Source organism: Ruegeria sp. AM5, from assembly GCF_056540645.1.
The window spans coordinates 1,043,037-1,065,453 of record NZ_JBQFXC010000001.1 but is presented as its reverse complement, the minus strand read 5'-3'; the positions used below and the strand labels follow the sequence as shown (position 1 = coordinate 1,065,453).

The window sequence follows — 22,417 nt, the reverse complement described above, 5'->3', positions numbered from 1 at the left end:
CGTCTCGCTTCGTCTGGGGTATTAGCCTCGTCGCGCCCGCCGGGGGAGGGTATGGCGCGTTTGTGCCTGTGCGAGGTTATCTGATGAGACGCTACATAGTGGCTGTTGCCGTGGGGGCCGCAGCCTTGCTACCGAGTTTGTCCTTTGCCGATAGGCAAGGCGATACAAAATCTGTTGAGTTGGTCACACGTAACGAGTTGCCAGCACAAAGCTTCCGCGATTACCTGAAACTGTTTAAGCCGCGTAAGGCGCCGGAAAAAGTCGAAATCTCCTACACCAAAGCCTGGCTGGACCAGCAGCCAAAGGCGACCGGAGATGAAAATTTCCGTTGTCTTGCCGAAGCGCTGTATTTCGAGGCTCGCGGTGAAAGCGTACGCGGTCAATTTGCAGTGGCCGAGGTTATCCTGAACCGTGTTGAAAGCGGTCGCTTTCCGGATTCACTGTGCGGTGTGATAAAGCAAGGAACGGGCAAGAAATATCAGTGCCAGTTCACCTACACCTGTGACGGGCAGAAAGAGATTATCAACGAAAAACGCGCTTATGATCGCGTTTCGAAAGTCGCCCGTGCCGCAATCGATGGTGTAGCTGAAGAGATGACCGCAGGTGCCACGCACTACCACACCAAGGCAGTGCGCCCGTCCTGGTCCCGCGTCTATAAAGAAACGGCGCGTATTGGCGTGCATATCTTCTACAAGCACAATTATCGCACGGCCAGCAACTGATTGACGCACCAGCGCTGGAAGGGTGCTGGCAACAGGCGTTTTACCAACTATGTTGCGAGCCAGGAGGCTTGCAATGACCATATCACGCCGACAGTTTCTGCAATCGACCCTGGCCTTGTCGATGATACCACGCGTGGCGATGGCATCTGCCACCGAACTGGTGGCACAGACTTCCCTCCAGCAGATCGCGCCCCAGGGATATCCGGAAACTCCGGTCTGGAGTTATGGCGGCGGTGTTCCGGGCGCGGAAATCCGTGTTCCGCAGGGGGCTCGGGTACGCCGCAAGCTTGTAAACATGCTGCCGCAACCAACGACCGTTCACTGGCATGGCATCCGGATCGACAATGCGATGGATGGAGTGCCCGGCCTGACGCAGGAAGTTGTGCAGCCAGATTCCAACTTTGAATATGATTTCGTGGTGCCGGATGCGGGAACCTATTGGTATCATGCGCACAACCAATCGATGGAGCAGGTCGCGCGTGGGCTTTATGGCCCTTTGATCGTCGAAGAAGCCAGCGGACCCGATGTTGATCAGGACCTGACCTTAATGCTGGACGATTGGCGCCTTGACACCGAGAGCGCAAAGATATCCAGCGATTTCGACAATGCTCATGATCTGAGCCATGCGGGTCGGCTGGGCAACATTGTAACGGTGAACGGAGAGTTTGACCCTTCTTATCCAGTGCAAGCGTCTGAACGATTGCGATTGCGGGTGATCAATGCCGCGAATGCCCGGGTATTCGACGTAGCGCTCGACGGGCTTGCTGGCTGGATTGTTGCGCTTGACGGTATGCCGCTTGAGGTTCCATTGCGAGTTGAGAGCAGTTTTCCTTTAGCGCCTGCGCAGCGGGTTGACTTGATCGTTGATGTCTCAGCGGAATCCGGCCAGACGGCAAGTATTGTGAGTGTAGAACGGGATGGCGCTTACGGACTCGTCAAATTTGATGTGTTCGGAGTAGCATCGCGTATTGCTGATGCAAAAGTTAGACCGTTGCCAGCAAACCGAATGCCCGAAATTGAACTGCAGAATACACCTCTGCATCGTATGACGATGCAGGGGGGGGCAATGCGCTGGCTGGAGAGCGCCAAATTGGGCGATTCCGAGCTGTCGGGGCGCGAGTTGGCTCAGCTTGGACGATTCTGGGCTTTGAACGGATATGCAGAGCGGCCAGATGATCCGTTTCTGGATGCGCGATTGGGATCAGTTCATCGGATTGAATTCGCAAATGAAACGGCGTTTCCACATGCGATGCATCTGCATGGACACCATTTTCGCATTATCCTGCAGGACGGTACACTGGGGCCGTGGCGCGACACTGTTCTAGTCGAACGAGGGCAGGTGCGGCAAGTAGCGTTGGTAGCTGACAATCCGGGCAACTGGCTGTTGCATTGTCACATGCTAGGCCATGCGGCATCGGGTATGATGAGCTGGTTCCGGGTCACGTAACGCCGCATTCCGTAGCTGGAAAGGCGTTTGCTGCGATGCTATACGCCCGCGAAACGCCTAAAGTGGGCTGATCATCAGTCCACCGAGCCCGAAAAGGTCCGCCGCATGAGCTCTGAAATCCGTCTTGCCTTTGCGCACCCGTCCGAACGGTCCGAGGCTACCGCCGCGCGCGGTGCGCTGGACCGCATTTCGCTGCGCGATCACATCGTTGAGGTCGAGATCGGGGCGTTTCAGGCCGAACGCGGTACCACGCAACGGATCTGCTTTAACATCGTGGTCGAGGTGCGTCCGCTGACAGACCCCATCGATGATGACGTGGATCGTATTCTGTCTTACGACCGTGTAACCGAAGCGATTGCGTTCGAGCTGGCTGCTGAGCGACTAAATTTGCTCGAGACACTGGCAGATCGCGTGGCGGAGCGCATTCTGCTTGAGCCTCAGGCTGTAAGAGCCTTTGTTCGCATTGAAAAACTGGATCGTGGACCTGGCGCGCTTGGCGTCGAGATCGTGCGCGGCAAGGATGCGGTACATCATGATGTGACCGAAGAAGAGCGGCCACATCCACGGTTGGTCTTTCTGTCGAATGCAGCGATTTCATCAGGTAATCTCACCGGCTGGATCGACCAGCTTGAGAATCGCCAGCGCCCGCTGATCCTGTGTGTTGGGGCGTCTGATCTGGATGTGCCGCAGACGGGTCACGCAATGACCCAACGCCGGATAGATCTGTTGGCAATTGAACAGAACGCCTGGGTTCTGGCTGCGCGCGATCACCGTTGCGTGGTCGTTTCAACGCGGACCGAGTTGGATTGGGCGATGAAAAACGGCCAGATTTGTGTTTGGGCACCCTCCAAAATTGTTCTGGATGCGGTCGATGGCCCCTCAGCCGCGCCGTCTGACGCGGTGGCGCTGGCTGCTTGGTTCGCAGCAACCTTTGAAGCCAGCGAGATGCTGGTTATTGGCGGAGACCTGCCCGAAGCCCCCAAAACGCCATTGCGCGCAGTTCCGGTAGAGCAGGCGCAACTGTGACCGTCTATTACCGCCCATTGGTCCAGCATGGGAGCACGCGCGTCGACGGGGCGGTGCCACTTGCAGGGCAGGTGCTGTGGTTCTCACAGGCCGAGCGGATTGAGCGCGGGCAAAGCACCCAGATCGTCGATGCCGTTGAAATCCCAAAGGAACAGCTGGATCGTCTGACCTGCGCGCGTCCAGCGATTGCCGGACTTGATATGGCACGAACGCAGATCATGGGCATTCTGAATGCCACGCCGGATAGCTTCTCGGATGGGGGGCTGCATAACTCGGTCGAGGCCGCTCGGACCGCTGCCGCCGACATGGTAGCGCATGGTGCAAGTATTCTGGACATTGGCGGCGAATCCACGCGCCCGGGCGCTGATTTTGTGCCTGAAGACGAAGAGATTGCCCGCACACGCCCTTTGATTGAGGCAATTCGGGGCGAGACGGATGTGTTGATCTCGATCGATACTCGCAAGGCCGGTGTTGCCAAGGCAGCGCATCAGGCGGGTGCGGGACTGATCAACGATGTGTCGGGATTTACCTTCGATCCTAAACTTGCACCATTTTGCGCGCAGATTGAGGCTCCGGTTTGTGTGATGCATATGCAGGGTGATCCGACCACGATGCAGGATGACCCGCACTATGACAATGTTCTGCTGGATGTTTACGATTTCCTTGAGGGGCAAATCGCGCATCTTGAAGGACTGGGGCTCAGCCGCGATTTGATTGTCATCGATCCGGGCATCGGGTTTGGCAAGAATCTGGACCACAACCTGACCCTTCTGCGCAATCTCAGCCTGTTTCACGGGCTGGGCTGTCCAATCCTTCTGGGCGTTTCGCGCAAGGGATTTATTGGTCAGATCGGTAAAGAGCCGCGCAAGGATGCCCGCGCGCCGGGGTCAATCGCGGTAGCTCTGGCGGGAATATCACAGGGCGTGCAGATTGTACGGGTACATGACGTGGCCGAGACGGCTCAGGCCTTGCGTCTATGGGCCGCCGTCCGGTAATCCGGGCAAAAGGAATTTTCAGGAGACCGACTTATGCGCAAGCTGTTTGGAACCGACGGGGTGCGGGGCACCGCCAACACGCACCCTATGACGGCGGAAATGGCTTTGCGGATTGGCGCGGCTGTGGGGCGTTATTTCCGCCGCGATGCCTCAGGCGTACATCGCGTTGTCATTGGCAAGGATACGCGGCTGTCGGGCTATATGCTGGAAAATGCGCTGACGGCAGGTTTGACCTCGACCGGTATGAACGTGCTTCTGCTGGGGCCGGTGCCGACTCCTGCGGTAGGGTTGATGACGCGCTCGATGCGCGCGGATCTGGGCGTGATGATCTCGGCTAGCCACAATCCGGCGATCGACAATGGAATTAAATTCTTTGGGCCGGACGGGTTCAAGCTGTCCGATCAGGCCGAGATTGAGATCGAGCGGCTGATCGAAGAAGGCGTAAGCCCCGCACAGGCGCAGAATATTGGTCGTGCGCGTCGGGTCGACGATGCGCGGTTCCGTTATGGCGAGCGTGTGAAATCATCGCTGCCGCGCAATCTGCGCTTGGATGGGCTGAAGGTTGTGATCGACTGCGCCAACGGTGCCGCGCACCGTACTGCGCCGGAAGTTCTTTGGGAGTTGGGAGCAGATGTGATCCCGGTCGGCATCGCGCCGAACGGCAAGAACATCAACCTCGGATGTGGCTCAACCCAGCCTCGTGTTGCGGCCGAAACCGTGGTTTCACACGGCGCCGATGTAGGTATCTGTCTGGATGGGGATGCCGACCGCGTCGTTGTGATCGACGAAACTGGCGCTGTCGCCGATGGGGATCAGTTGATGGCTCTGTTGGCGACCGCGTGGTCCCGCGCGGATCAGTTGAAAGGCGGCGCCTTGGTGGCCACTGTGATGTCGAACCTCGGGTTGGAGCGGCACCTGGCCGGGCAGGGGCTGCGTCTGGAGCGGACTGCCGTTGGCGACCGCTATGTGGTTGAACGGATGCGCGAGGGTGGTTTCAATCTTGGTGGCGAACAGTCAGGTCACATCGTGATGAGCGACTATGCCACAACCGGCGACGGTCTGATGGCGGGGCTGCATTTTCTGGCAGAGATGGTGCAATCCGGCAAGAAAGCCTCGGACCTATCGCGCCAGTTTGAGACGGTGCCGCAATTGCTGAAGAATGTGCGCTTTAGCGCAGGGCAGGCCCCGCTGGAAGCGGCCAGCGTCAAAAGCGCGATTTCCGAGGCCGAGGCGCGTCTGAATGGGCAGGGGCGTTTGCTGATCCGCAAATCGGGCACGGAACCTCTGATCCGGGTGATGGCGGAATGCGAGGATGCCGCACTGCTGACCCAAGTGGTCGATGGGATCGTATCCGAGGTTGAGGCGGCGACAGGTTAACGCCCCAGTAGCATTTTCTGCAGAGTGAACCACTGGCTGATTGCCAGCCCGGTTAGGATCATGGCAAGCGCGATATAGAACCGCAGCGGCAGGGCTTCGGATAGAATCCAGGCCCCGAACACCATCGACCAAACGGGCACCTGATAGTTCACCAGCGTCAGAAAGACGGACCCGGCGCTGCGGGTGATGGATACTCGCAGCAGGGTGGCGAAGGCCGTGGGGACAAGGCCCAGAACGATCAGGGCCAGACTGGGGCGCGTTCCCTGCCACGAGGGCAGCCCCTCGGTTAGCAGCATGATAGGTATCAATAGTACTGCGCCAACCAGCAGCGTCAGGGCTGCCAGAGCCATCGGTTCAATCGGAGGGCAGCGGCGGGTCAGGATCGACGAACTGGCGTAGCACAAGGCTGCCGTGACGCAGGCCATTTGCGCCAGTGGCTGCGTACCCTGACCCAATTGCGCCAGACCGGGCCCGATCAACACAAGCGCGCCAGAGAAGCCAAGGCAAACGCCGACCAGACGCCGTAGGTTCATAGGCTCATCCGAAAAGAAATGTGCCAGCGGCAGAACCATCAGCGGAATCGCCGCCATGGACAGACCCGCAAAGGCCGAAGGGACAAATTGTTGCCCCCAGCTTAACAGCATGAAGGGAACCGCCGTCGACAGAATGCCGATGAAGAAAATCGAACTCAAAAGGGCTGGTGTCAAACTCGGAATACGCCGTCCGGTAAGGCGCATCAGCACCAGCAGCATAACGGCACCCAATGTGGTGCGCGACGTCGCCACGGTGACCGGTCCATAGCCTTCCAGCGCCATGGCAACCACCATGAACGTCCCGCCCCAGATGAGGCCCAGCGTGAAAACACCGCTCCAATCCTGTTTTGTCGGTTGTTGAACCATTCCATCCACTTATCCCGCGAATCTGACGGTGTCACGCGCTGATATTGACATTAGGTAAGTCATTACTTACCGTAAGATATGGCTTACAAAGAAGTGCTTTCGGCTTTAGGGGATTCGACCCGTCGCAAGGTATTTGAGGAGGTGGCGGAGCGCCCCAGGGCGGTTGGTGATCTGGCTGCGGATTTGCCCGTAAGCCGCCCGGCGGTCTCGCAACATTTAAAGGTCTTGTCCGATGCCGGACTTGTCGTTTGCAGGGCTGAGGGAACGCGCCGCATCTATGCCGCCCGACCCGAGGGGCTGGCAGAACTGCGCGCCTGGCTCGAGCAATACTGGTCGGACGTGTTGGAGTGTTTCGCCGCCGAGGTAAACGAAGGACGAGATGCATGATCGAACCAATCATCAAGACCATTGTTGTGAACGCAGCGCCCGAGCACGCCTTTGATGTTTTTGTAAATCGCATTGCCAAATGGTGGCCATTGGATGGGCACGCTGTCTCAGCGGCGCAAGGCAAGCCTGCGCTGGCAGTTGTGATCGAACCTCATGTCGGCGGTGCGGTTTATGAAACCATGTTCGATGGCACCCGCGCTGATTGGGGCAAGGTATTGATCTTCGAGCAGGGGGCTCGCTTGGCCTTTAGCTGGCACCCTGGCACCAACACCGACCGCCCCACGCGGGTTGAGGTCCGGTTCGTAGCCCACGGAGCCGGGCATACCACGGTCACTCTGACCCATTCGGGCTGGGAAGTCTGGGCATCTGAGGCGTCGGACAAACGCACCGGTTACGACAGTGGCTGGGATTATGTTCTGGGCGAATGCTACGCAAATGCTGTCACCAAATGAAAAGGGCGGCCACCGGGGCCGCCCTTTCGCTGACATTTGTCAGACTTAGTTCTTTTCTTTGTCGACCATTTTACCAGCCGAGATCCAGGGCATCATGGCGCGCAGTTTTGCACCGGTTTCCTCGATCATGTGCTCATCGTTCGCACGGCGCGACGCTTTGATGGTCGGTTGGCCTACAGCGTTCTCCAGCATGAAGTCACGGACGAATTTACCCTGCTGGATGTCGTTCAGAACCTCTTTCATACGCGCTTTGGTCTCGTCGTATTTCAAAATACGCGGGCCGGTGACGTACTGGCCATATTCAGCCGTGTTCGAGATCGAATAATCCATGTTGGCGATGCCGCCTTCATAGATCAGGTCAACGATCAGCTTCACTTCGTGCAGACACTCGAAATATGCCATCTCGGGCGCGTAGCCGGCCTCAACCAGCGTTTCAAAGCCGCAGCGGATCAGTTCAACCAGACCGCCGCACAGAACAGCCTGCTCACCGAACAGGTCGGTTTCGCATTCCTCGCGGAAGTTGGTTTCGATGATGCCCGAACGGCCGCCACCGATGGCCGAGCAGTATGACAGGCCGATTTCCAGCGCTTTGCCGGTCGCGTCGTTGTCGACCGCGACGAGGCAAGGAACGCCGCCGCCTTTGGTGTATTCGCCGCGCACGGTGTGACCGGGGCCTTTGGGGGCCATCATGATCACGTCGACGCCTTCTTTCGGCTCGATCAGGCCAAAATGGACGTTCAGGCCGTGGGCGAACGCGATGGCCGCACCTGGCTTGATGTTGTCGTGCACGTATTTCTTGTACGTCTCAGCTTGCAGTTCGTCAGGCATGGTGAACATAATAACGTCGCACCAGGCTGCGGCTTCGGCGATGCCCATCACCTGCAGGCCTTCCGCTTCGGCTTTCTTGGCCGAGGGGGAGCCTTCGCGCAGGGCGATGACCAGGTTCTTGGCGCCCGAGTCGCGCAGGTTCAGCGCGTGGGCGTGGCCTTGCGAGCCGTAGCCCAGAATCGCCACTTTTTTGTCTTTGATCAGGTTGATGTCGCAATCGCGATCGTAATAGACGCGCATTTCGCCGGTCCTTTCAGTTTCGATTGATGTGCTTCTATCTTGCGTGATTGCTATTGGCGATAGGGTTTGGATTGAGTATTTGACAAATAGATGAAGAATAATTCTTCTATTGAACGAAATGTGAAAAAATCATGCTTGATGATGTTGATCGACGTATACTGCGCCACTTCCAGGCCGAGCCAAGCCTGACAACGGCAGAATTGGCTGAGCGATGCCGCATCACTTCGGGCGTCTGCTGGCGCCGGATCGAAAAAATGCAGGCGGCAGGAGTGATCGAGGGGCAGGAAGCCGTTATCGACTGGGCCGCCTTGGGCTATGCGGTCGAGGTCTCTTTGCGAATAACGCTGGACAAGACGCAGGCACGGGCGTTCGACGAATTCACGGCGGCGGCGCGGAACGTGGCCGAGGTGATCGAGATCCAGACCTTCCTTGGTCGGGTGGATGTGCGCCTATCGGTGTTGGCGCGAGATATGGCGCATTATCAACAGGTCTATCGCGATCGCATTCTGACCCTACCGCATATCGCCGATATCGAAGCCCTTATGCATATCGCCCGAGTCAAACGGGATGAGGTGTTGCCGGTATGATCGAACTGGATGAGATCGACCGCAGAATTCTGCGCGCGCTGGTGCAGGACGCGACCCAAAGCGCGGGGGCTCTGGGGCGCCGCTTTGGCTTATCGCAGCCTGCGACCTGGCGGCGTATTCGTCGACTGGAAGAAGCAGGCGTGATCAAGGGGCGGCGGCTGCGTCTGAATGCCGAGGCCCTGGGTTTTGGAGTGACCGTCTTTCTCGGCGTGAAACTTGCGCGAAAAGGGCAGGTCAGCCTTGAAGATTTTGAACGTGCCGTCAGCGCCATTCCCGAGGTGCAGACGGTTGAGCATGTGCTGGGTCTTTATGATTATCGCTTGCGCGTCGTGGCGCGGGATCTGGCAGACTTCGAACGGGTTCTGCGCCGAAGGGTGATGACCTTACCAGGGGCCGGAGAGGTCGAAGCCAATGTACTGCTGAGCGAAGAACGCCTGCCCGGGCCGATCGGTTAGTATTTAGTGCGGATGCGGAACCCCGGATGATGGGTCATGCGGGCGAAAGTCATCGGTTGCCCGTCCTTCCACGTGGTCCGTTCCAGCTGAATCATCGAAGTGCCAGTGGTTGTGCCCATGAAATCAGCTAGACGATTGTCCGCCGAGATCGCGCAAAAGGCGATTTCAGCTTCGGTGAACGGGGCAGCATTCAACAACCATTCGTGTGGGCCACTTTTGTTGAGGTCGGCTTGCTCGACCTCGGGTACGGCTTCGATATTGATCCAGCGTTCTTCAAGCTGGAAGGGGCGGTTGTCTGCATAGTGCATGCAGATCACGTGCAGAACGCGCGCGTCCGGTTCGACATTCAGTTGCGAGGTCAGCCAGCCGGGGCTGTAGACCACGTTCCGTTCCACCAGAGCATAGCGATAGGCTGAGTTTTGGTTCTCAACCGCTTGTCTCGCAAGTGAAATTTCAAGCTTGGCTTGTTTGCGTGGTTCTTTCTTGACCCGCGTTCCGCTTTTGCGCTTGCGCTCGACAAAGCCCTGTTCGGCGAGCTCCCTCAGCGCCCGGTTCACTGTGGCGCGGGCACAATTGAACTCTTCCGCTAATTGGGTTTCGGTGGGTAAAAGCGAGCCCTGAGGCCATATGCGGGATTCAATCCGCCGCTTTACCTCGTCTCGAACGACTTGAAAACTAATCCGCTTTTGCGCAGTCACGAGTAAAATTATCCGTTCTTGTTCAAAGTGTGTGTATCTGTTCAGAAACACGCTAGGGTGTAAAGGGGACCTGACTCTGGTTGGCGTCATTTCTGCTAATTGTGGCATGTAAAAACTCAAAATGAAATTTTTGGCTGTGGGTTACTTTGGGTCAACTTCAGGCCGCGTTTGACGCTTTACCGAGCGCGCAAGACAAGGCAGAACAAAAAGGACCCAATAGAAAGGATGCATCATGCCGGCACTACTGAATACTGTTGACCCGGGCGGGCTGGAGGAGTTCTCGGTGGTTTTTACCGACCGTTCTCTGAACCATATGTCTGCAAGTTTTCAGCGAGTCATGCGCGATATTTCGGCAATGCTGCGTGAAGTTTACAATGCTGAAGGCGTTGCGGTCATTCCCGGCGGAGGCACCTATGGGATGGAAGCCGTCGCGCGACAGTTTGCGCGGGGTGCTGATGTGCTTGTCGTACGCAATGGGTGGTTTTCATATCGGTGGAGCCAGATCATCGAGTCAGGTGATCTGACATCGTCGACCACCGTTCTCAAAGCGCGCGAAACCGGCAATTCCAGCCCGTCACCTTTTGCTCCGGCCCCGATTGATGAAGTTGTGGCGACAATCCATGAGAAACGACCGGGTATTGTCTTCGCGCCGCATGTTGAGACCTCGGCCGGAGTGATTCTGCCTGATGATTATGTGACAGCGATGGCCGCTGCTGCGCATGAGGTAGGGGCGTTGATGGTGCTGGACTGCATCGCCTCGGGCTGTGCCTGGGTCGATATGAAGGCCACCGGAGTGGATGTGCTGATCTCGGCTCCGCAGAAGGGGTGGAGCGCAACGCCATGCGCCGGTCTTGTCATGCTATCCGAACGCGCCGAGGCGCGGCTGGCAGAAACCTCATCCGATAGCTTTGCGATAGATTTGAAGAAATGGCGCCAGATCATGCAGGCCTACGAGAATGGCGGCCATGCCTATCACGCCACCATGCCGACGGATTCTCTGCTTTCCTTCCGCGACACAATGGCCGAGACGCGCGCGTACGGCTTCGAAAAGCTGCGCGCGGCGCAATGGGCGCTGGGTGATGGCGTCCGGGCCTATCTTAGGGACAAGGGCGTCATGTCGGTTGCCGCCGAAGGGTTCGGCGCGCCGGGTGTGGTGGTCAGCTATACAGCAGACCCCGAAGTGCAGAACGGCAAGAAGTTCGCGGCCCTGGGCATGCAGATCGCAGCCGGCGTACCGCTGCAATGTGACGAACCCGAAGGGTTCAGCACCTTCCGTCTCGGCCTGTTTGGCTTGGACAAGCTGTATGATGTTGACGACACGATTGCGCGCCTGAAACGGGTTCTGGATCAGGTGCTGTAATAGCGTGGCGGGTAGAAGCCCGCCCTGCGGTTCAGCGGACGCCGAGGCCCATTTGCATGAGCGTCTTGCGCACGGGTGGTAGGGAATAGAGCGCATTCAGCCCCATCGCTCGTGCGTCGCGCAGCGGACGCGCTTCGATCATGGAGGCGCGGTTCAGCAGGTCGATGCCCTTGACGCGCAGTTCGATCTCGGTATGGCGGGCCTTGTGATAGGAATCCAACATCTGCCCATCGCCTAAGCCCTCGGGCCGGGCTTGCGTCAATTCCAGCAAGCAGCGCAGATCGCCCAACGACATGTTCAGCCCCTGCGCACCAATAGGTGGCACCACATGCGCGGCCTCGGCCATCAGCGCGATGCGTTCGCCCGACAACCGTTCCGCCGACTGGCTGATGATCGGCCAAATCGTCCGGCGTGAGGCCAATTTCAGCGGTCCGAACAGCCCGCAAGAGCGTTCGGTCATGGCGGCTTCGAACGCGTCGGATTCAAGGTTTAGCAGTTCAACGGCACGTGGCCCACGTTCCATCCAGACAATCGCCGAGGACGGCTGGCCTTGCCAGTCGGGCAGGGGCACCAAAGTGAACGGCCCGCCCGAGCGGTGAATCTCGGTCGAGACATTGTCGTGTGGGATGGGATGGGTGACGGCGAAGGCGAGGGCCTTTTGGCCGTAGCGCGTGGTATGAACATTGATCCCGGCAGCTTCGCGCATTGGTGAACTGCGCCCGTCGGCGGCGATTACCAGTTTGCAGCGGATGCGGGTTCCGTCGCTCAGGCCGACCCGCGCCTCATTGGTGCGGGTGAACAGGCTGACCGTGCCGGTGCCCGGGCGGAAATCGACATTTGGCAATTCGGCCAAGCGTACTACCATCTCGCGGCGCAACAGCCAGTTGGGCAGGTTCCATCCGAATGGCTGGTCCGAGATATCGGCGGCGTTGAAATCACGCACGACGCGCGGTTCAGGCACATCTCCGCCCGCATCTACGATGCGCATGATCTGCAGGGGCGCGGCGTGGGCATCCAGTTTGGCCCAAAGCCCGCATTGTTCCAACAGACCGTGGGCAGGCTGCAAAAAAGCGGTGGTACGCAGATCCGATCCGTCCACGTCCCGCTCGGTGATCGGAGGGGTGGGATCGACGCAGACTACGTCGAACCCGGCAGCGCCAAAGGCGGCGGCGGCGGTCAATCCGGCGATTCCGCCGCCGGAAATCAGGATGTCACAGCTGTCAGTCATGAGTATGTCTCCGTTGCCGCAGACACTAGTGCTGTTGCGCGGTGGGCGCCAAGTGACATCCTGTCTCGTGCTTTATCCCCGAGAGATCAAAATCAGGACAAGGAACATCGTCGGCACCAGCATCAGGGCGGGAATATAAAGACCCGGCAGGCCGAACAGAAGGATGGAACAGCCCCACATGCTGACCAGCGCCGCGGCTGTATAATAAAGGTCTTCAGCTTCGGCATTGGCCGCGTCCCGGGCCATCCAGCCAAACACGGGAATTGCAAACAAAAGGCGCTGCCAAAGAGGCAGGCGCTGAGGCATCTCAAGCGCGGTCATTGGGGTCTCCGATTCTGTTCGTCGCTGAGCAGCATATGGGGTCAATTCTGCACCTGCGAAACGAACAGATCGTCGCAGTGTGACAGCCTATCGCAGGCGACCCAGAAACCCGGTCAGATCATCGGTGTGATGGTGAATATGGTCAGCCTCGTGCGGGTCAGGCGCGACGTGCACGGTACGCATTCCCATCTCGTGCGGGGCGGCCAGATTGCGTGGATCATCTTCGAACATGGCGGCTTTCGCTGTATCGATTCCATCCTGCGCAAAGATCGCCTCGAACGCGGCTTTTTGCGGCTTGGGACGATAGCCTGCGTGTTCTACGCCATAGATCGCGTCGAACAGCCCATTCAGACCGCGTGCCGCCAGAACGCGCTCGGCATAAGGTGCAGATCCATTGGTATAGACAATGCGTCGCCCGGGCAAAGCGCGGATATGTTCCGCCAGCGCAACATCGGGTTCCATATGGCTCATGTCCACCTGATGCACGGCGTGAAGATAGGGATCGGGGTCCAGATCGTGCTCTGCCATCAGGCCCGCGAGTGTCGTGCCGTATTCGCGCCAGTAATGCGAACGCAACCGGTCGGCCTCGGGGCGGTCGACGCCGATAGCTTGCACGACGTAATCCGTCATCAGCACTTCGATCTGATCGAACAGGCGCATATGCGGCGGGTAAAGCGTGTTGTCTAGATCGAACACCCATTGGGTGACATGGAAAAAGGCAGGTTTGACCATGCTTTGGGTTTAGGGCGATGGGCTGCGGTTTTCAATGCCGCACTTGATCGGGGGGGCGTGTGGCGGCTAGACAGGTCCGAACGAGGAGACAATTCAGCCGATGCCCCAATCCAAACAGTCCAATACGGACGCCTATAGCCTTATTCTCGAAGCGATAGACGTCGGTGTCTACAAGCCTGGTGATCGGCTGGTGGAAAGCGAACTGGCCGAGCGGTTTGGCGTTTCGCGTACTCCGATCCGCGAGGCGCTGCAGCGGCTGGAAACGCAGTCGTTGCTGGAACGGGACGGGCGGTCGTTGATCGTGGCCTCATTGGATCACAACCAGATGGCCGAGCTTTATGTTGTCCGGCGTGAATTGGAAGGGCTGGCCGCACGTCTGGCCGCAAAACACGCAACCGAAGAGGAAATTCGGGTCCTGCGGGACATGGTGGTGGCCGATAATGAGTTGATCGGAGATCCTGTTGCGCTGTCGCGGGCCAACCGGAGATTTCACGAACAGATTCACCTGGCTTCGCATAACCGCTATCTGGTGCAGCAGCTTGATCTGGTGCATCGGACCATGGCCTTGATGGCGACCACATCGCTGGCCGCAGAAGGGCGTGGCGAGATTGCGCAGAGCGAGCACAAAGGCATCGTGGACGCGATTGCGGCGCGAGACGAGGACGCGGCGGCCAAGGCGTTGCAGGATCACATTTCGGTCGCTTTCATGACGCGGCTGAAACAGGATGCGATCCGGCGCGAGAAATAGCGGCCTCACGTTCCTCGACCGCATGGCCGTGCTGGGTCTTGTCCCAGAAGAACGGATTGACCGCCAGTTCCCACAGGCCTTTGTAGGCCGCCAACACGCCCAGCGGATAGTAAAGCACCATGGTCGGCACCCAGGGTAGCAGGAACCTGCGTTTGCCTGCGATGACACCGCAGATACCCACCAATAGGTTGGCGGCTTCGGCGACGAGAAACAGAACCACGCAGGCAGTCAATAAACCGGGTGTCAGGATTGGTTGATACAGGTGGGGCAGCCCGAAAAAGATGGGCCAGAACGCCCACAAAAGCGGGGCCAGAAGGAATTGGCCCAGTGTTCCCAGAAAAAAGGCCTGTAAGCCCAAAAAGCGCAGCAACCCCAGATCGCGCAGCAATTGGCGTGGTGCGCGCATATGCACCAGATAGGTTACCATGAACCCTTTCAGCCAACGCGAACGCTGCTTGACCCATGGCCAGGCGCGAAAGTTCGCCTCTTCATAGGTCGTGGTGCTGACGATCTCGGTCCGATATCCGGCACGGCTTAGGCGGACACCCAGATCGGCATCTTCGGTGACATTATGGGCATCCCAACCGCCCAGTTCGACCAGCTTGTCGCGGCGAAAAAAGAAGGTTGTGCCGCCCAGCGGAACGACCAGACCAATTCGCGCGATGCCTTTCAGGACGACGCGAAACCAGCCGCTGTATTCGATGCTAAAACAGCGCGACCGCCAATTGGTGCGCGGATTATAGTAGTCTAGAATACCTTGCAGGCACACCACTTCCTTTGGGGCGTTCGCGAAATGGCGGACAACGGTTTCAATCTGATCGGATTGCGGCGCGTCTTCGGCATCCCAAACGCCCAAAATCTCTCCACGGCAGAAATCCAGCGCATAGTTCATCGCACGGGGCTTGGTGGTCAGGTCACCCCGATCCGGCACAACAATGGCGCGCATCCAGGTTGGCAGTTCTATTTGCCTGAGCGCCTCATTGGTTACGTCATCCCGCTCTTCCAGCACCAAAATGACATCCAGCAACGCTTTGGGATAGGTCAGGCGGCGCAGCCGGGCGATCAGGTCATCGGCAATCTCGCGTTCCTTATATAGCGGCACAAGGATCGAGACGCGGGGTAGGCGAAGTGACTCAGAGGTCTTTGTTGTTGGCTCAGATTTTTCTCGCCATAGATAAGCAATGAGCCCCGAGAGCCTGAGAGACAAGAACAGTCCTAGGGTCAGCAGTGCAAAGCCCAAAAGAAGGCCGAGGCCAACTATCGGGAAACAAACACAGAGTGCCGCGAACAGGATAAATCCAATGATCGGCCCACGGCGCGTCTGGGCCGACCAATTCCTGCAGCTTTGCCGCGCCTCAACGCGAGTTTCTGCAGCTTGTGCCAGCGGTTGAGCATATTGACGGGCGATGGCGGCATCGATCTGCTCGGGTCCTGCCAGAACCGGGATGATTGTGTAACGGTGGCGTTTCAATGCGTCTGCCACTGCGTCGAATGTATCTGGCCTGGCTGTAGCGATCAGCAGGATTGGCCCCACACGCATCCAGGGCAGTACATTGTGCTCCAACCAAAACTCGACCGGTTCGAGCAAACAGAGGTCTGCGGCAGGTGGTACCTGCGCAAGATCGGCGATCTGAAGGCCGGTTTGGTCAGACAGCGCCGAGAGAACCTGCGCACGGCTGGCCCATCCTTCACTGACCAGTATTTCCCCCAATGGCGCGTTCTGGAATACTTGCATCCGCAGGGCGCGCGCCAACTGGTCGGGTGTGATGATGCCTTGTTCGACGAGACATGTGCCGAGCGGTTTGCGCGAATGCGGCCCGGGCACAGGCTGCGCCAGTGTCTGACGCTGGAGATTCAATTCGACCATAACGAAACCCTGCCGCATGTAACATCCGGCAGGGTTGCTTAGTCAGAGTTAACACACGGTTAACGCTGTTGAATTTGCCTTTAAGCTTGTGCTTTTTGATCCGCCATCGCCGCGGCAAAGCGTTCGAACAGGTAGAAACTGTCCTGCGGGCCGGGTGACGCTTCTGGATGATGCTGCACCGAATAAACCGGGCGACCCGTCATGCGGATGCCGCAGTTCGAGCCGTCAAACAGAGAGCGATGCGTTTCGACTACGCCATCGGGCAGTGTTTCCGCGTCCACGGCGAAGCCGTGGTTCATCGAGGTGATCTCGACCTTGCCGGTTTCCATATCCTTGACAGGATGATTGGCACCATGGTGGCCGTGGTTCATCTTGATCGTCTGCCCGCCAAGCGCCAGTGCCAGCATCTGATGGCCTAGGCAAATGCCAAAGACGGGCAGATTTGTTGTATCCAGCACTTCCTTTATCATCGGAACAGCATATTCGCCGGTAGCCGCCGGATCGCCGGGTCCGTTTGACAGGAACACTCCGTCCGGCTTGTGTGCCAGCACCTCCGCAGCCGTTGCGGTGGCGGGCAATACGGTTACGTCGCAACCCGCCGAGGCGAGGCAGCGCAAGATGTTGCGCTTGGCACCATAGTCGATCGCGACCACCTTGTGCATCGGAGCTTCCTGACGCTGGTAGCCATCGGGCCAAGCCCAACGCATCTCATCCCAGCGATAGCTTTGGGCGCAGGTGACTTCTTTGGCCAGATCCATCCCTTCGAGACCCGCAAAACTACGCGCTGCAGCAATCAGGGCTTCGATATCGAAGTTTCCCTCGGGATCATGAGCTAGCGCCACGTGCGGTGCGCCTTGCTGGCGGATCGCGCGGGTCAGGCGGCGGGTATCGACGCCGCCGATTGCGATGCGACCACGGCGGGCTAACCAGCTTTTTAGCTCTTCTGTCGCGCGCCAATTCGACGGCTCGGTCGGGTCCCATTTGACCACCATCCCGGCTGCCACCGGGTCGCCGGTTTCGTCATCTTCGGGATTCACTCCGACATTGCCGATATGCGGGAAAGTGAAGGTCACGATCTGGCCCGCATAAGAAGGATCGGTCATGATCTCTTGATAGCCCGTCATGGCGGTGTTGAAACACAACTCGGCCTCGGTTTGACCGGTTGCGCCGAAGCCCACACCGTAAAACAGGGTTCCATCGGCCAACGCCAGACATGCGGTGGGCTTGGACGGGGCGTTCTGGGCCATGGCGCGACTCTCCTGCAAGGTAAACGGGCGCATAACTAAGTGGGTTATACGCTAGGGTCAAGTCTGTTCAAATTTTGGGCTATTGTTAAAAATCAATGAGTTACAATTAATGTCCACTGTTGTACCAACCTTTTTGTTTCGATATGGTCAGGGTTCCTTTGCCATGGGGATGGACAGACCATATGGATATGCGATCACGGGTGAACTCTGCCCTGAAGCAAGCTATGAAAGACAAAGCCGCCGAGCGTCTTTCGACACTGCGCCTGATCAATGCGGCGATCAAGGATCGTGATATTGCTTCGCGCGCCTCTGACAATGAAGAGACCAAGGGCTGCGGCGATGCTGAAGTGCTTGAAATTCTGGGTAAAATGACCAAGCAGCGCAAGGAAAGCGCACGCGCCTATGAAGAGGGCGGACGCCTTGATTTGGCCGAGCGGGAACTGCGCGAGGTTGAGGTGATTGAGGAATTCCTGCCCAAACAGCTGGACGACGACGAAGTTAGCAAGGCCATTCAGACCGCCATCACGTCTACTGGGGCGGGCTCAATCCGCGATATGGGCAAGGTGATGGGCGAGTTGAAGTCGCGCTATACCGGTCAGATGGATTTCGGCAAAGTAGGACCGATGGTCAAAGATCATCTTTGCGCTAACTCCAACGGCGCTTAATCACGTCGATTTGCGCAGTTTCTGACTCAGATCATCAAACAGCGCGATCCGCTCGTCCTCGGACAGGAACGCGCCGATCTCAACTTCGCGCCCATCGCCGATCAGCGTTACGTAGTGGGGTACCGGACCACCGCTGGTGTGCATTTCGGGACGGGCCCAATAGCGGTTGCAGGTCCATTCCTGATCGCCCTTGTCTGGGTGGTGGTGCACAAGGTGGGCTTGCGTCTGGCCTAAGGTCAGAACCTCGAACACGCTGCGCGCGCGATAGTTTGTCTGGATTGCCAACCAGAGGCCCAGAACCGTCAGCAGCAGGAACGGCAGCAGACCCCACAGGACGATCGAACCCAACATCGCCAGCAGCGGGATCAGTCCGAACAGGAACACCGACAAGATGACGGTCATTGCACCACGTGGTGGCAAGGAGTTGTGCGGCCAAAGCCGCAGTTCCTGTTCAGCGTCCGAGTTTTCTGTCCATTGATAAGGCATGGCGAGAACCTAGCTCAGACCGGCGCAATGTCGAAGCAAAAATCAGTCAGACAACGTGGCCGACGCGGACCCACGACAGGGCATCGTCAAGCCGGTCATCACCCCAGAACACTTCGTCGCGGACAACAAAGCTGGGTGCGCCGAAAACCCCCAGTTTGATGGCCTTGTTTGTCTCGTCCTCCAAGGCTGCAACAGCGTCCGGGCTGCGGGCACGGGCAAGCATCAGGCGTGGATCTTGTTGGCACCGAAGCAGGGCTTCGGAAATGGCGCTTTCGCTACCGGCTTCAATCCCGTCCTCGAACCAGATCCGATAAAGATTTTGCGTGAACCCGGCGCCCCAGCCGTCCTGCATGCCCAGCAAAGCCACCTGATTTGCCAGCGCCAGGTCAGAAATTGGATAGGGGGCGGGAAGTTTGGCGTGGATGTGATATTTCGCAGCGCGCCGCTCAATATCGCGCCACATATAGGCCGACTTCACCGGTTTGCCAGCGAAGGGAATATTTTGCTGTTCCGACATCACCGTGCGCACGTTGAAGGGGCGCCAGGTTACTGTCGCATCGTTTTCTTCGCACCAGCCATCCAGGCGCGTGATGGTCAGAAAACTGTAAGTGCTGCCGATTGAATACCAAAAGTCGATCTCGGGCATAGCAAGGCTCCTGTCAAAAGGGGCTTTGCCAACCAGAATACCGCAAAACGGAGGTTTTTTCGATCTTTGCGCAATTTAAGTGGTCAAACTAGCGCTTTATCGATGGGTTCTGTCGGCTGAGGGGCAGTGCCGCAGGAAGTCATCTGGCGCAGGTCGATTTCGATCATACGGCAGATGGACGAGATCGGAACATCGGTTACGTCGCCTTCGAACGGGTCCTCCATCGAGGCGCTGACCCGTTCAGTCACGAAGAAAATCCAGCAAACCAACGCCCCGATCGGAGCAAAGACTGCCCAGTCAAGCAGAACGGATTTTGTTACCGAGCAGCCCATGCCAGCGGTGATCGAGCGTTGGTCATTCAACGCCAGCGGTAACATGAAGATAAAAATATAGCTGAAGATGCGCCCGACCTCGGCGACCTGCCGCGGGGAAGGGGGTATTCTTGATACGTTCGCTTTGGCCTTGCGCGTCTGCAAACCGTGCTAGCCGGTTCATCAGCGCCACATGCCAATAGGGGTCGATCTTGCCGGATTGCGCCAGTGATGAAAGCCGCTCACCCTGAAGAAACAACAGGTACGCGGCACGGTTGGATTTCCCTTCGATCAGAGGCATATCAGCCGCCAGTTGGGTATCGCGCCAGCATTCGGGTTCCTGATGCAGCGCGATTTTGTCCACGACCGGTTTGTGCCCGAACATCCACGGGCGGCGGGCACGTCCATGCGTTGCGGGCTGGCGCAGCTGAAATGCCAGCATGTTGAGCCAAGCGATATGACGTTCCAGCAATTCACGCCGTATCTCGGGCGCAAGCGGCGTGCCGTCAGCCTGAACCAGATTGCTGATCGTGTTGCCCCAATCGCGACTGGCGTTGACGATGTCCCCCCAGATCTTGCGGGCCTCGACCCAGCGGCCATAGGCCGAGGTGTTCTTGAAACCCAGAAAAAATGCCACTGCCAAACCCAGCATCGTGACCGGTGGGCTGGAGTTCGAGATCAACTCAAGCGGAGTAACTTCATCCACTAGTTCAAGCGGGAGTATCCAGGCCATGACGATGCAAATGAACCCGGCAGAGCCTTTGACCAGTTGCCGAAGTGTGATGCCGTGATGGAGAATCATGTGGCGCGCACCCGTCTTAGATTATGCTGTTTTCGCAAATACTAGCGGCCTGATCTTTGGTGCGTCTACGTGTTGGGTGCAGCAAGTTGCGGACTGGGGGCGTAAAAAACACAAAGCCCCGCACGGGGCGGGGCTTTGCTGAATTTGGTTTGGATGGCGGGATTAGTGCGCGTGGCCCTTGTCCCAGTCTTCCTGCTTGGGCAGCTGCTCGAACGTGTGTTCAGGCGGCGGCGTGGGCAGGGTCCATTCCAACGTATCCGCGTATTCGTTCCACGGGTTCGGGCGTGTCTCTTTCGCACCACGCAGCAGGGCGTAGATCACGATGCCGAAGAACAGCAGGAACGAGGCGAACGAGATGAACGCACCAATCGACGAAACGAAGTTCCACTGAGCAAACGCTTCAGGGTAGTCGATATAGCGGCGTGGCATGCCCTGACGGCCCAGGAAGTGCTGCGGGAAGAAGGTCAGGTTGGCGCCGATGAAGAACAGCCAGAAGTGAACCTTGCCCCAGAACTCGGAATACTGACGGCCCGTCATCTTCGAGAAGTAGAAGTACACGCCAGCGAAGATCGCGAAGACGGCACCCAAGCTCATCACGTAGTGGAAGTGCGCAACGACGTAGTAGGTGTCGTGATAGGCACGGTCCACGCCGGCCTGCGACAGCACAACGCCGGTCACACCACCAACGGTGAACAGGAACAGGAAGCCGAAGGCGAACAGCATCGGGGTTTTGAACTCGATCGAGCCGCCCCACATGGTCGCGATCCACGAGAAGACCTTAACGCCGGTCGGAACCGCGATGACCATCGTGGCCAGCATGAAGTAGGCCTGCTGGCGCAGCGACATGCCAACGGTGTACATGTGGTGCGCCCATACGACGAAGCCCAGCACACCGATCGCGATGATCGCCCAGACCATCGGCAGGTAGCCGAAGATTGGTTTGCGCGCGAAGGTCGCGATCACGTGGCTGATGATGCCAAAGCCGGGCAGGATCACAATGTACACTTCCGGGTGGCCAAAGAACCAAAGGATGTGCTGATACAGGATCGGATCGCCGCCACCGGCCGGATCAAAGAAGGTGAAGCCAAAGTTGCGGTCCATCAGCAGCATGGTGATCGCGCCTGCCAGAACCGGCAGCGACAGCAGAATCAGCCACGAAGTGACGAAGATCGACCAGCTGAACAGAGGCACCTTGAACAGTGTCATGCCCGGGGCACGCATATTCAGGAAGGTGGTGATCATGTTGATCGCGCCGAGGATCGAGGAGGCGCCCGATACGTGCACGGCGAAGATCGCAAGGTCCATGGACATGCCGCCTTCGGTCGTCGACAGCGGTGGATACAAAACCCAGCCTACACCTGAACCAAGCTGGTCATTACCACCGGGGCTGAGCAGCGAGGCGACGCCCAGCGAGGTGCCAGCGACATACAGCCAGAAGGACAGGTTGTTCATCCGCGGGAACGCCATATCCGGCGCACCGATCTGCAACGGCATGAAATAGTTGCCAAATCCGCCGAAGAGGGCGGGGATGACAACGAAGAACATCATCAGAACACCGTGATAGGTGATCATCACGTTCCAGAGGTGACCGTTGGGGGTGCATGGATCGGCCATGAACCCTTCGAGGCACATATACTGAACACCGGGGTGCATCAGTTCGAGCCGCATATAGACAGTCATCAGAACCGAGATCAGACCGGCAAGGGCCGAAAAGACCAGGTAGAGAATCCCGATGTCCTTGTGGTTGGTCGACATGAACCAGCGGGTGAAAAAGCCGCGCTGATCTTCATGCTCGTGACCATGAATGGCTGCGTCTGCCATTAGGTGCCTCCTGTTGCAACTGTACCGCGCAGTCGGACCTCTCCAACGCGCGGGATTCCTGCTGGTTTTA

General features: G+C 58.1%; 25 protein-coding genes. 12 read left to right on the top strand and 13 right to left on the bottom strand.

Annotation, left to right across the window (positions count from 1 at the left end; translation table 11 throughout):
• Nucleotides 1–83 precede the first annotated feature (83 nt).
• The 5 genes from ACR0AH_RS05385 to glmM all read left to right on the top strand — a co-directional run bounded on the left by ACR0AH_RS05385 (nucleotide 84) and on the right by glmM (nucleotide 5,567).
• Nucleotides 84–722 carry a cell wall hydrolase gene (locus tag ACR0AH_RS05385; RefSeq protein ID WP_170393504.1) on the top strand — a complete coding sequence of 213 codons (639 nt, stop codon included), beginning with the start codon at nucleotides 84–86 and terminating at the stop codon, nucleotides 720–722.
• 73 nt (nucleotides 723–795) lie between these two features.
• Entirely contained in the window at nucleotides 796–2,169 is a 1,374-nt protein-coding gene (locus tag ACR0AH_RS05380) for a multicopper oxidase family protein (protein WP_480590752.1), read from the top strand.
• A gap of 105 nt (nucleotides 2,170–2,274) precedes the next feature.
• Nucleotides 2,275–3,195 carry a dihydroneopterin aldolase gene (locus ACR0AH_RS05375; protein WP_170393501.1) on the top strand — a complete coding sequence of 307 codons (921 nt, stop codon included), beginning with the start codon at nucleotides 2,275–2,277 and terminating at the stop codon, nucleotides 3,193–3,195.
• The gene (folP, locus tag ACR0AH_RS05370) at nucleotides 3,192–4,190 is read left to right on the top strand and encodes a dihydropteroate synthase (RefSeq protein ID WP_170563320.1); all 999 of its coding nucleotides are present in this window, start codon (nucleotides 3,192–3,194) and stop codon (nucleotides 4,188–4,190) included. Before ACR0AH_RS05375 ends, folP begins: the two co-directional genes overlap by 4 nt.
• A 33-nt stretch (nucleotides 4,191–4,223) precedes the next feature.
• The gene (gene glmM / locus ACR0AH_RS05365; protein ID WP_170393497.1) at nucleotides 4,224–5,567 is read left to right on the top strand and encodes a phosphoglucosamine mutase; all 1,344 of its coding nucleotides are present in this window, start codon (nucleotides 4,224–4,226) and stop codon (nucleotides 5,565–5,567) included.
• On the opposite strand, the gene ACR0AH_RS05360 is transcribed toward glmM, so the two are convergent.
• A complete protein-coding gene (locus ACR0AH_RS05360; RefSeq protein ID WP_170405007.1) occupies nucleotides 5,564–6,466 on the bottom strand; it encodes a DMT family transporter in 903 nt (300 codons plus the stop codon). The genes glmM and ACR0AH_RS05360 overlap by 4 nt on opposite strands.
• 78 nt (nucleotides 6,467–6,544) lie before the next feature.
• On the opposite strand from ACR0AH_RS05360, the gene ACR0AH_RS05355 reads away from it, so the two are divergent.
• Nucleotides 6,545–6,853: an ArsR/SmtB family transcription factor gene (locus ACR0AH_RS05355; RefSeq protein WP_480590750.1), complete on the top strand. Its 309-nt coding sequence runs from the start codon at nucleotides 6,545–6,547 to the stop codon at nucleotides 6,851–6,853.
• Nucleotides 6,850–7,305 (top strand): SRPBCC family protein, encoded by a 456-nt coding sequence (locus ACR0AH_RS05350; protein WP_170626055.1) that lies wholly within the window; start codon nucleotides 6,850–6,852, stop codon nucleotides 7,303–7,305. Before ACR0AH_RS05355 ends, ACR0AH_RS05350 begins: the two co-directional genes overlap by 4 nt.
• A 45-nt stretch (nucleotides 7,306–7,350) precedes the next feature.
• Here the strand turns inward: ACR0AH_RS05350 and ilvC are convergent, their stop codons facing one another.
• Nucleotides 7,351–8,373 carry a ketol-acid reductoisomerase gene (ilvC, locus tag ACR0AH_RS05345; protein ID WP_170393489.1) on the bottom strand — a complete coding sequence of 341 codons (1,023 nt, stop codon included), beginning with the start codon at nucleotides 8,371–8,373 and terminating at the stop codon, nucleotides 7,351–7,353.
• Between the two features lie 131 nt (nucleotides 8,374–8,504).
• On the opposite strand from ilvC, the gene ACR0AH_RS05340 reads away from it, so the two are divergent.
• Together ACR0AH_RS05340 and ACR0AH_RS05335 are read left to right on the top strand one after the other, a co-directional pair.
• On the top strand, nucleotides 8,505–8,960 hold the full coding sequence (locus ACR0AH_RS05340; RefSeq protein WP_170393487.1) for an Lrp/AsnC family transcriptional regulator: 456 nt from the start codon (nucleotides 8,505–8,507) through the stop codon (nucleotides 8,958–8,960).
• A complete protein-coding gene (locus ACR0AH_RS05335) occupies nucleotides 8,957–9,415 on the top strand; it encodes an Lrp/AsnC family transcriptional regulator (RefSeq protein ID WP_170393485.1) in 459 nt (152 codons plus the stop codon). The genes ACR0AH_RS05340 and ACR0AH_RS05335 overlap by 4 nt, the downstream gene beginning before the upstream one ends.
• Here the strand turns inward: ACR0AH_RS05335 and ACR0AH_RS05330 are convergent.
• Nucleotides 9,412–10,113: a GntR family transcriptional regulator gene (locus ACR0AH_RS05330; RefSeq protein WP_170393483.1), complete on the bottom strand. Its 702-nt coding sequence runs from the start codon at nucleotides 10,111–10,113 to the stop codon at nucleotides 9,412–9,414. The two genes, ACR0AH_RS05335 and ACR0AH_RS05330, sit on opposite strands and share 4 nt — an antisense overlap.
• Before the next feature lie 232 nt (nucleotides 10,114–10,345).
• Between ACR0AH_RS05330 and ACR0AH_RS05325 the strand changes: the two genes are divergently transcribed.
• Complete coding sequence (locus ACR0AH_RS05325; protein WP_480590747.1) at nucleotides 10,346–11,473, top strand: aminotransferase class V-fold PLP-dependent enzyme; 1,128 nt, start codon at nucleotides 10,346–10,348, stop codon at nucleotides 11,471–11,473.
• A gap of 31 nt (nucleotides 11,474–11,504) precedes the next feature.
• Here the strand turns inward: ACR0AH_RS05325 and ACR0AH_RS05320 are convergent, their stop codons facing one another.
• The 3 genes from ACR0AH_RS05320 to ACR0AH_RS05310 all read right to left on the bottom strand — a co-directional run bounded on the left by ACR0AH_RS05320 (nucleotide 11,505) and on the right by ACR0AH_RS05310 (nucleotide 13,754).
• Nucleotides 11,505–12,701 (bottom strand): UbiH/UbiF family hydroxylase, encoded by a 1,197-nt coding sequence (locus tag ACR0AH_RS05320; protein ID WP_480590745.1) that lies wholly within the window; start codon nucleotides 12,699–12,701, stop codon nucleotides 11,505–11,507.
• A 72-nt stretch (nucleotides 12,702–12,773) separates the two neighbouring features.
• The gene (locus ACR0AH_RS05315) at nucleotides 12,774–13,022 is read right to left on the bottom strand and encodes a hypothetical protein (RefSeq protein WP_170405023.1); all 249 of its coding nucleotides are present in this window, start codon (nucleotides 13,020–13,022) and stop codon (nucleotides 12,774–12,776) included.
• Nucleotides 13,023–13,109: 87 nt separating this feature from the next.
• The gene (locus ACR0AH_RS05310) at nucleotides 13,110–13,754 is read right to left on the bottom strand and encodes a pyrimidine 5'-nucleotidase (protein WP_480569200.1); all 645 of its coding nucleotides are present in this window, start codon (nucleotides 13,752–13,754) and stop codon (nucleotides 13,110–13,112) included.
• 100 nt (nucleotides 13,755–13,854) lie between these two features.
• Here ACR0AH_RS05310 and ACR0AH_RS05305 point away from each other — a divergent pair, with 100 nt between their 5' ends.
• Nucleotides 13,855–14,502 carry a GntR family transcriptional regulator gene (locus ACR0AH_RS05305; protein ID WP_170393473.1) on the top strand — a complete coding sequence of 216 codons (648 nt, stop codon included), beginning with the start codon at nucleotides 13,855–13,857 and terminating at the stop codon, nucleotides 14,500–14,502.
• Here the strand turns inward: ACR0AH_RS05305 and ACR0AH_RS05300 are convergent.
• Nucleotides 14,459–16,387, bottom strand: coding sequence for a glycosyltransferase family 2 protein (locus ACR0AH_RS05300; RefSeq protein ID WP_480590743.1), 1,929 nt, complete (start codon nucleotides 16,385–16,387; stop codon nucleotides 14,459–14,461). The genes ACR0AH_RS05305 and ACR0AH_RS05300 overlap by 44 nt on opposite strands.
• 62 nt (nucleotides 16,388–16,449) lie before the next feature.
• On the bottom strand, nucleotides 16,450–17,616 hold the full coding sequence (carA, locus tag ACR0AH_RS05295; protein ID WP_170510981.1) for a glutamine-hydrolyzing carbamoyl-phosphate synthase small subunit: 1,167 nt from the start codon (nucleotides 17,614–17,616) through the stop codon (nucleotides 16,450–16,452).
• 182 nt (nucleotides 17,617–17,798) lie between these two features.
• On the opposite strand from carA, the gene ACR0AH_RS05290 reads away from it, so the two are divergent.
• Nucleotides 17,799–18,281, top strand: coding sequence for a GatB/YqeY domain-containing protein (locus tag ACR0AH_RS05290; protein WP_170393469.1), 483 nt, complete (start codon nucleotides 17,799–17,801; stop codon nucleotides 18,279–18,281).
• Here the strand turns inward: ACR0AH_RS05290 and ACR0AH_RS05285 are convergent, their stop codons facing one another.
• The 5 genes from ACR0AH_RS05285 to ctaD all read right to left on the bottom strand — a co-directional run bounded on the left by ACR0AH_RS05285 (nucleotide 18,282) and on the right by ctaD (nucleotide 22,347).
• Nucleotides 18,282–18,767 (bottom strand): DUF2244 domain-containing protein, encoded by a 486-nt coding sequence (locus tag ACR0AH_RS05285; RefSeq protein WP_170510555.1) that lies wholly within the window; start codon nucleotides 18,765–18,767, stop codon nucleotides 18,282–18,284.
• Between the two features lie 46 nt (nucleotides 18,768–18,813).
• Nucleotides 18,814–19,413 carry a 2-hydroxychromene-2-carboxylate isomerase gene (locus ACR0AH_RS05280; RefSeq protein WP_170393465.1) on the bottom strand — a complete coding sequence of 200 codons (600 nt, stop codon included), beginning with the start codon at nucleotides 19,411–19,413 and terminating at the stop codon, nucleotides 18,814–18,816.
• Nucleotides 19,414–19,496: 83 nt separating this feature from the next.
• Nucleotides 19,497–19,790 (bottom strand): hypothetical protein, encoded by a 294-nt coding sequence (locus tag ACR0AH_RS05275; RefSeq protein WP_480590741.1) that lies wholly within the window; start codon nucleotides 19,788–19,790, stop codon nucleotides 19,497–19,499.
• Nucleotides 19,768–20,526: a bestrophin family protein gene (locus ACR0AH_RS05270; protein ID WP_480590739.1), complete on the bottom strand. Its 759-nt coding sequence runs from the start codon at nucleotides 20,524–20,526 to the stop codon at nucleotides 19,768–19,770. The genes ACR0AH_RS05275 and ACR0AH_RS05270 overlap by 23 nt, the downstream gene beginning before the upstream one ends.
• Before the next feature lie 162 nt (nucleotides 20,527–20,688).
• Nucleotides 20,689–22,347, bottom strand: a complete 1,659-nt coding sequence (gene ctaD, locus ACR0AH_RS05265) for a cytochrome c oxidase subunit I (RefSeq protein WP_170393460.1) — start codon at nucleotides 22,345–22,347, stop codon at nucleotides 20,689–20,691.
• Nucleotides 22,348–22,417: the final 70 nt, after the last annotated feature.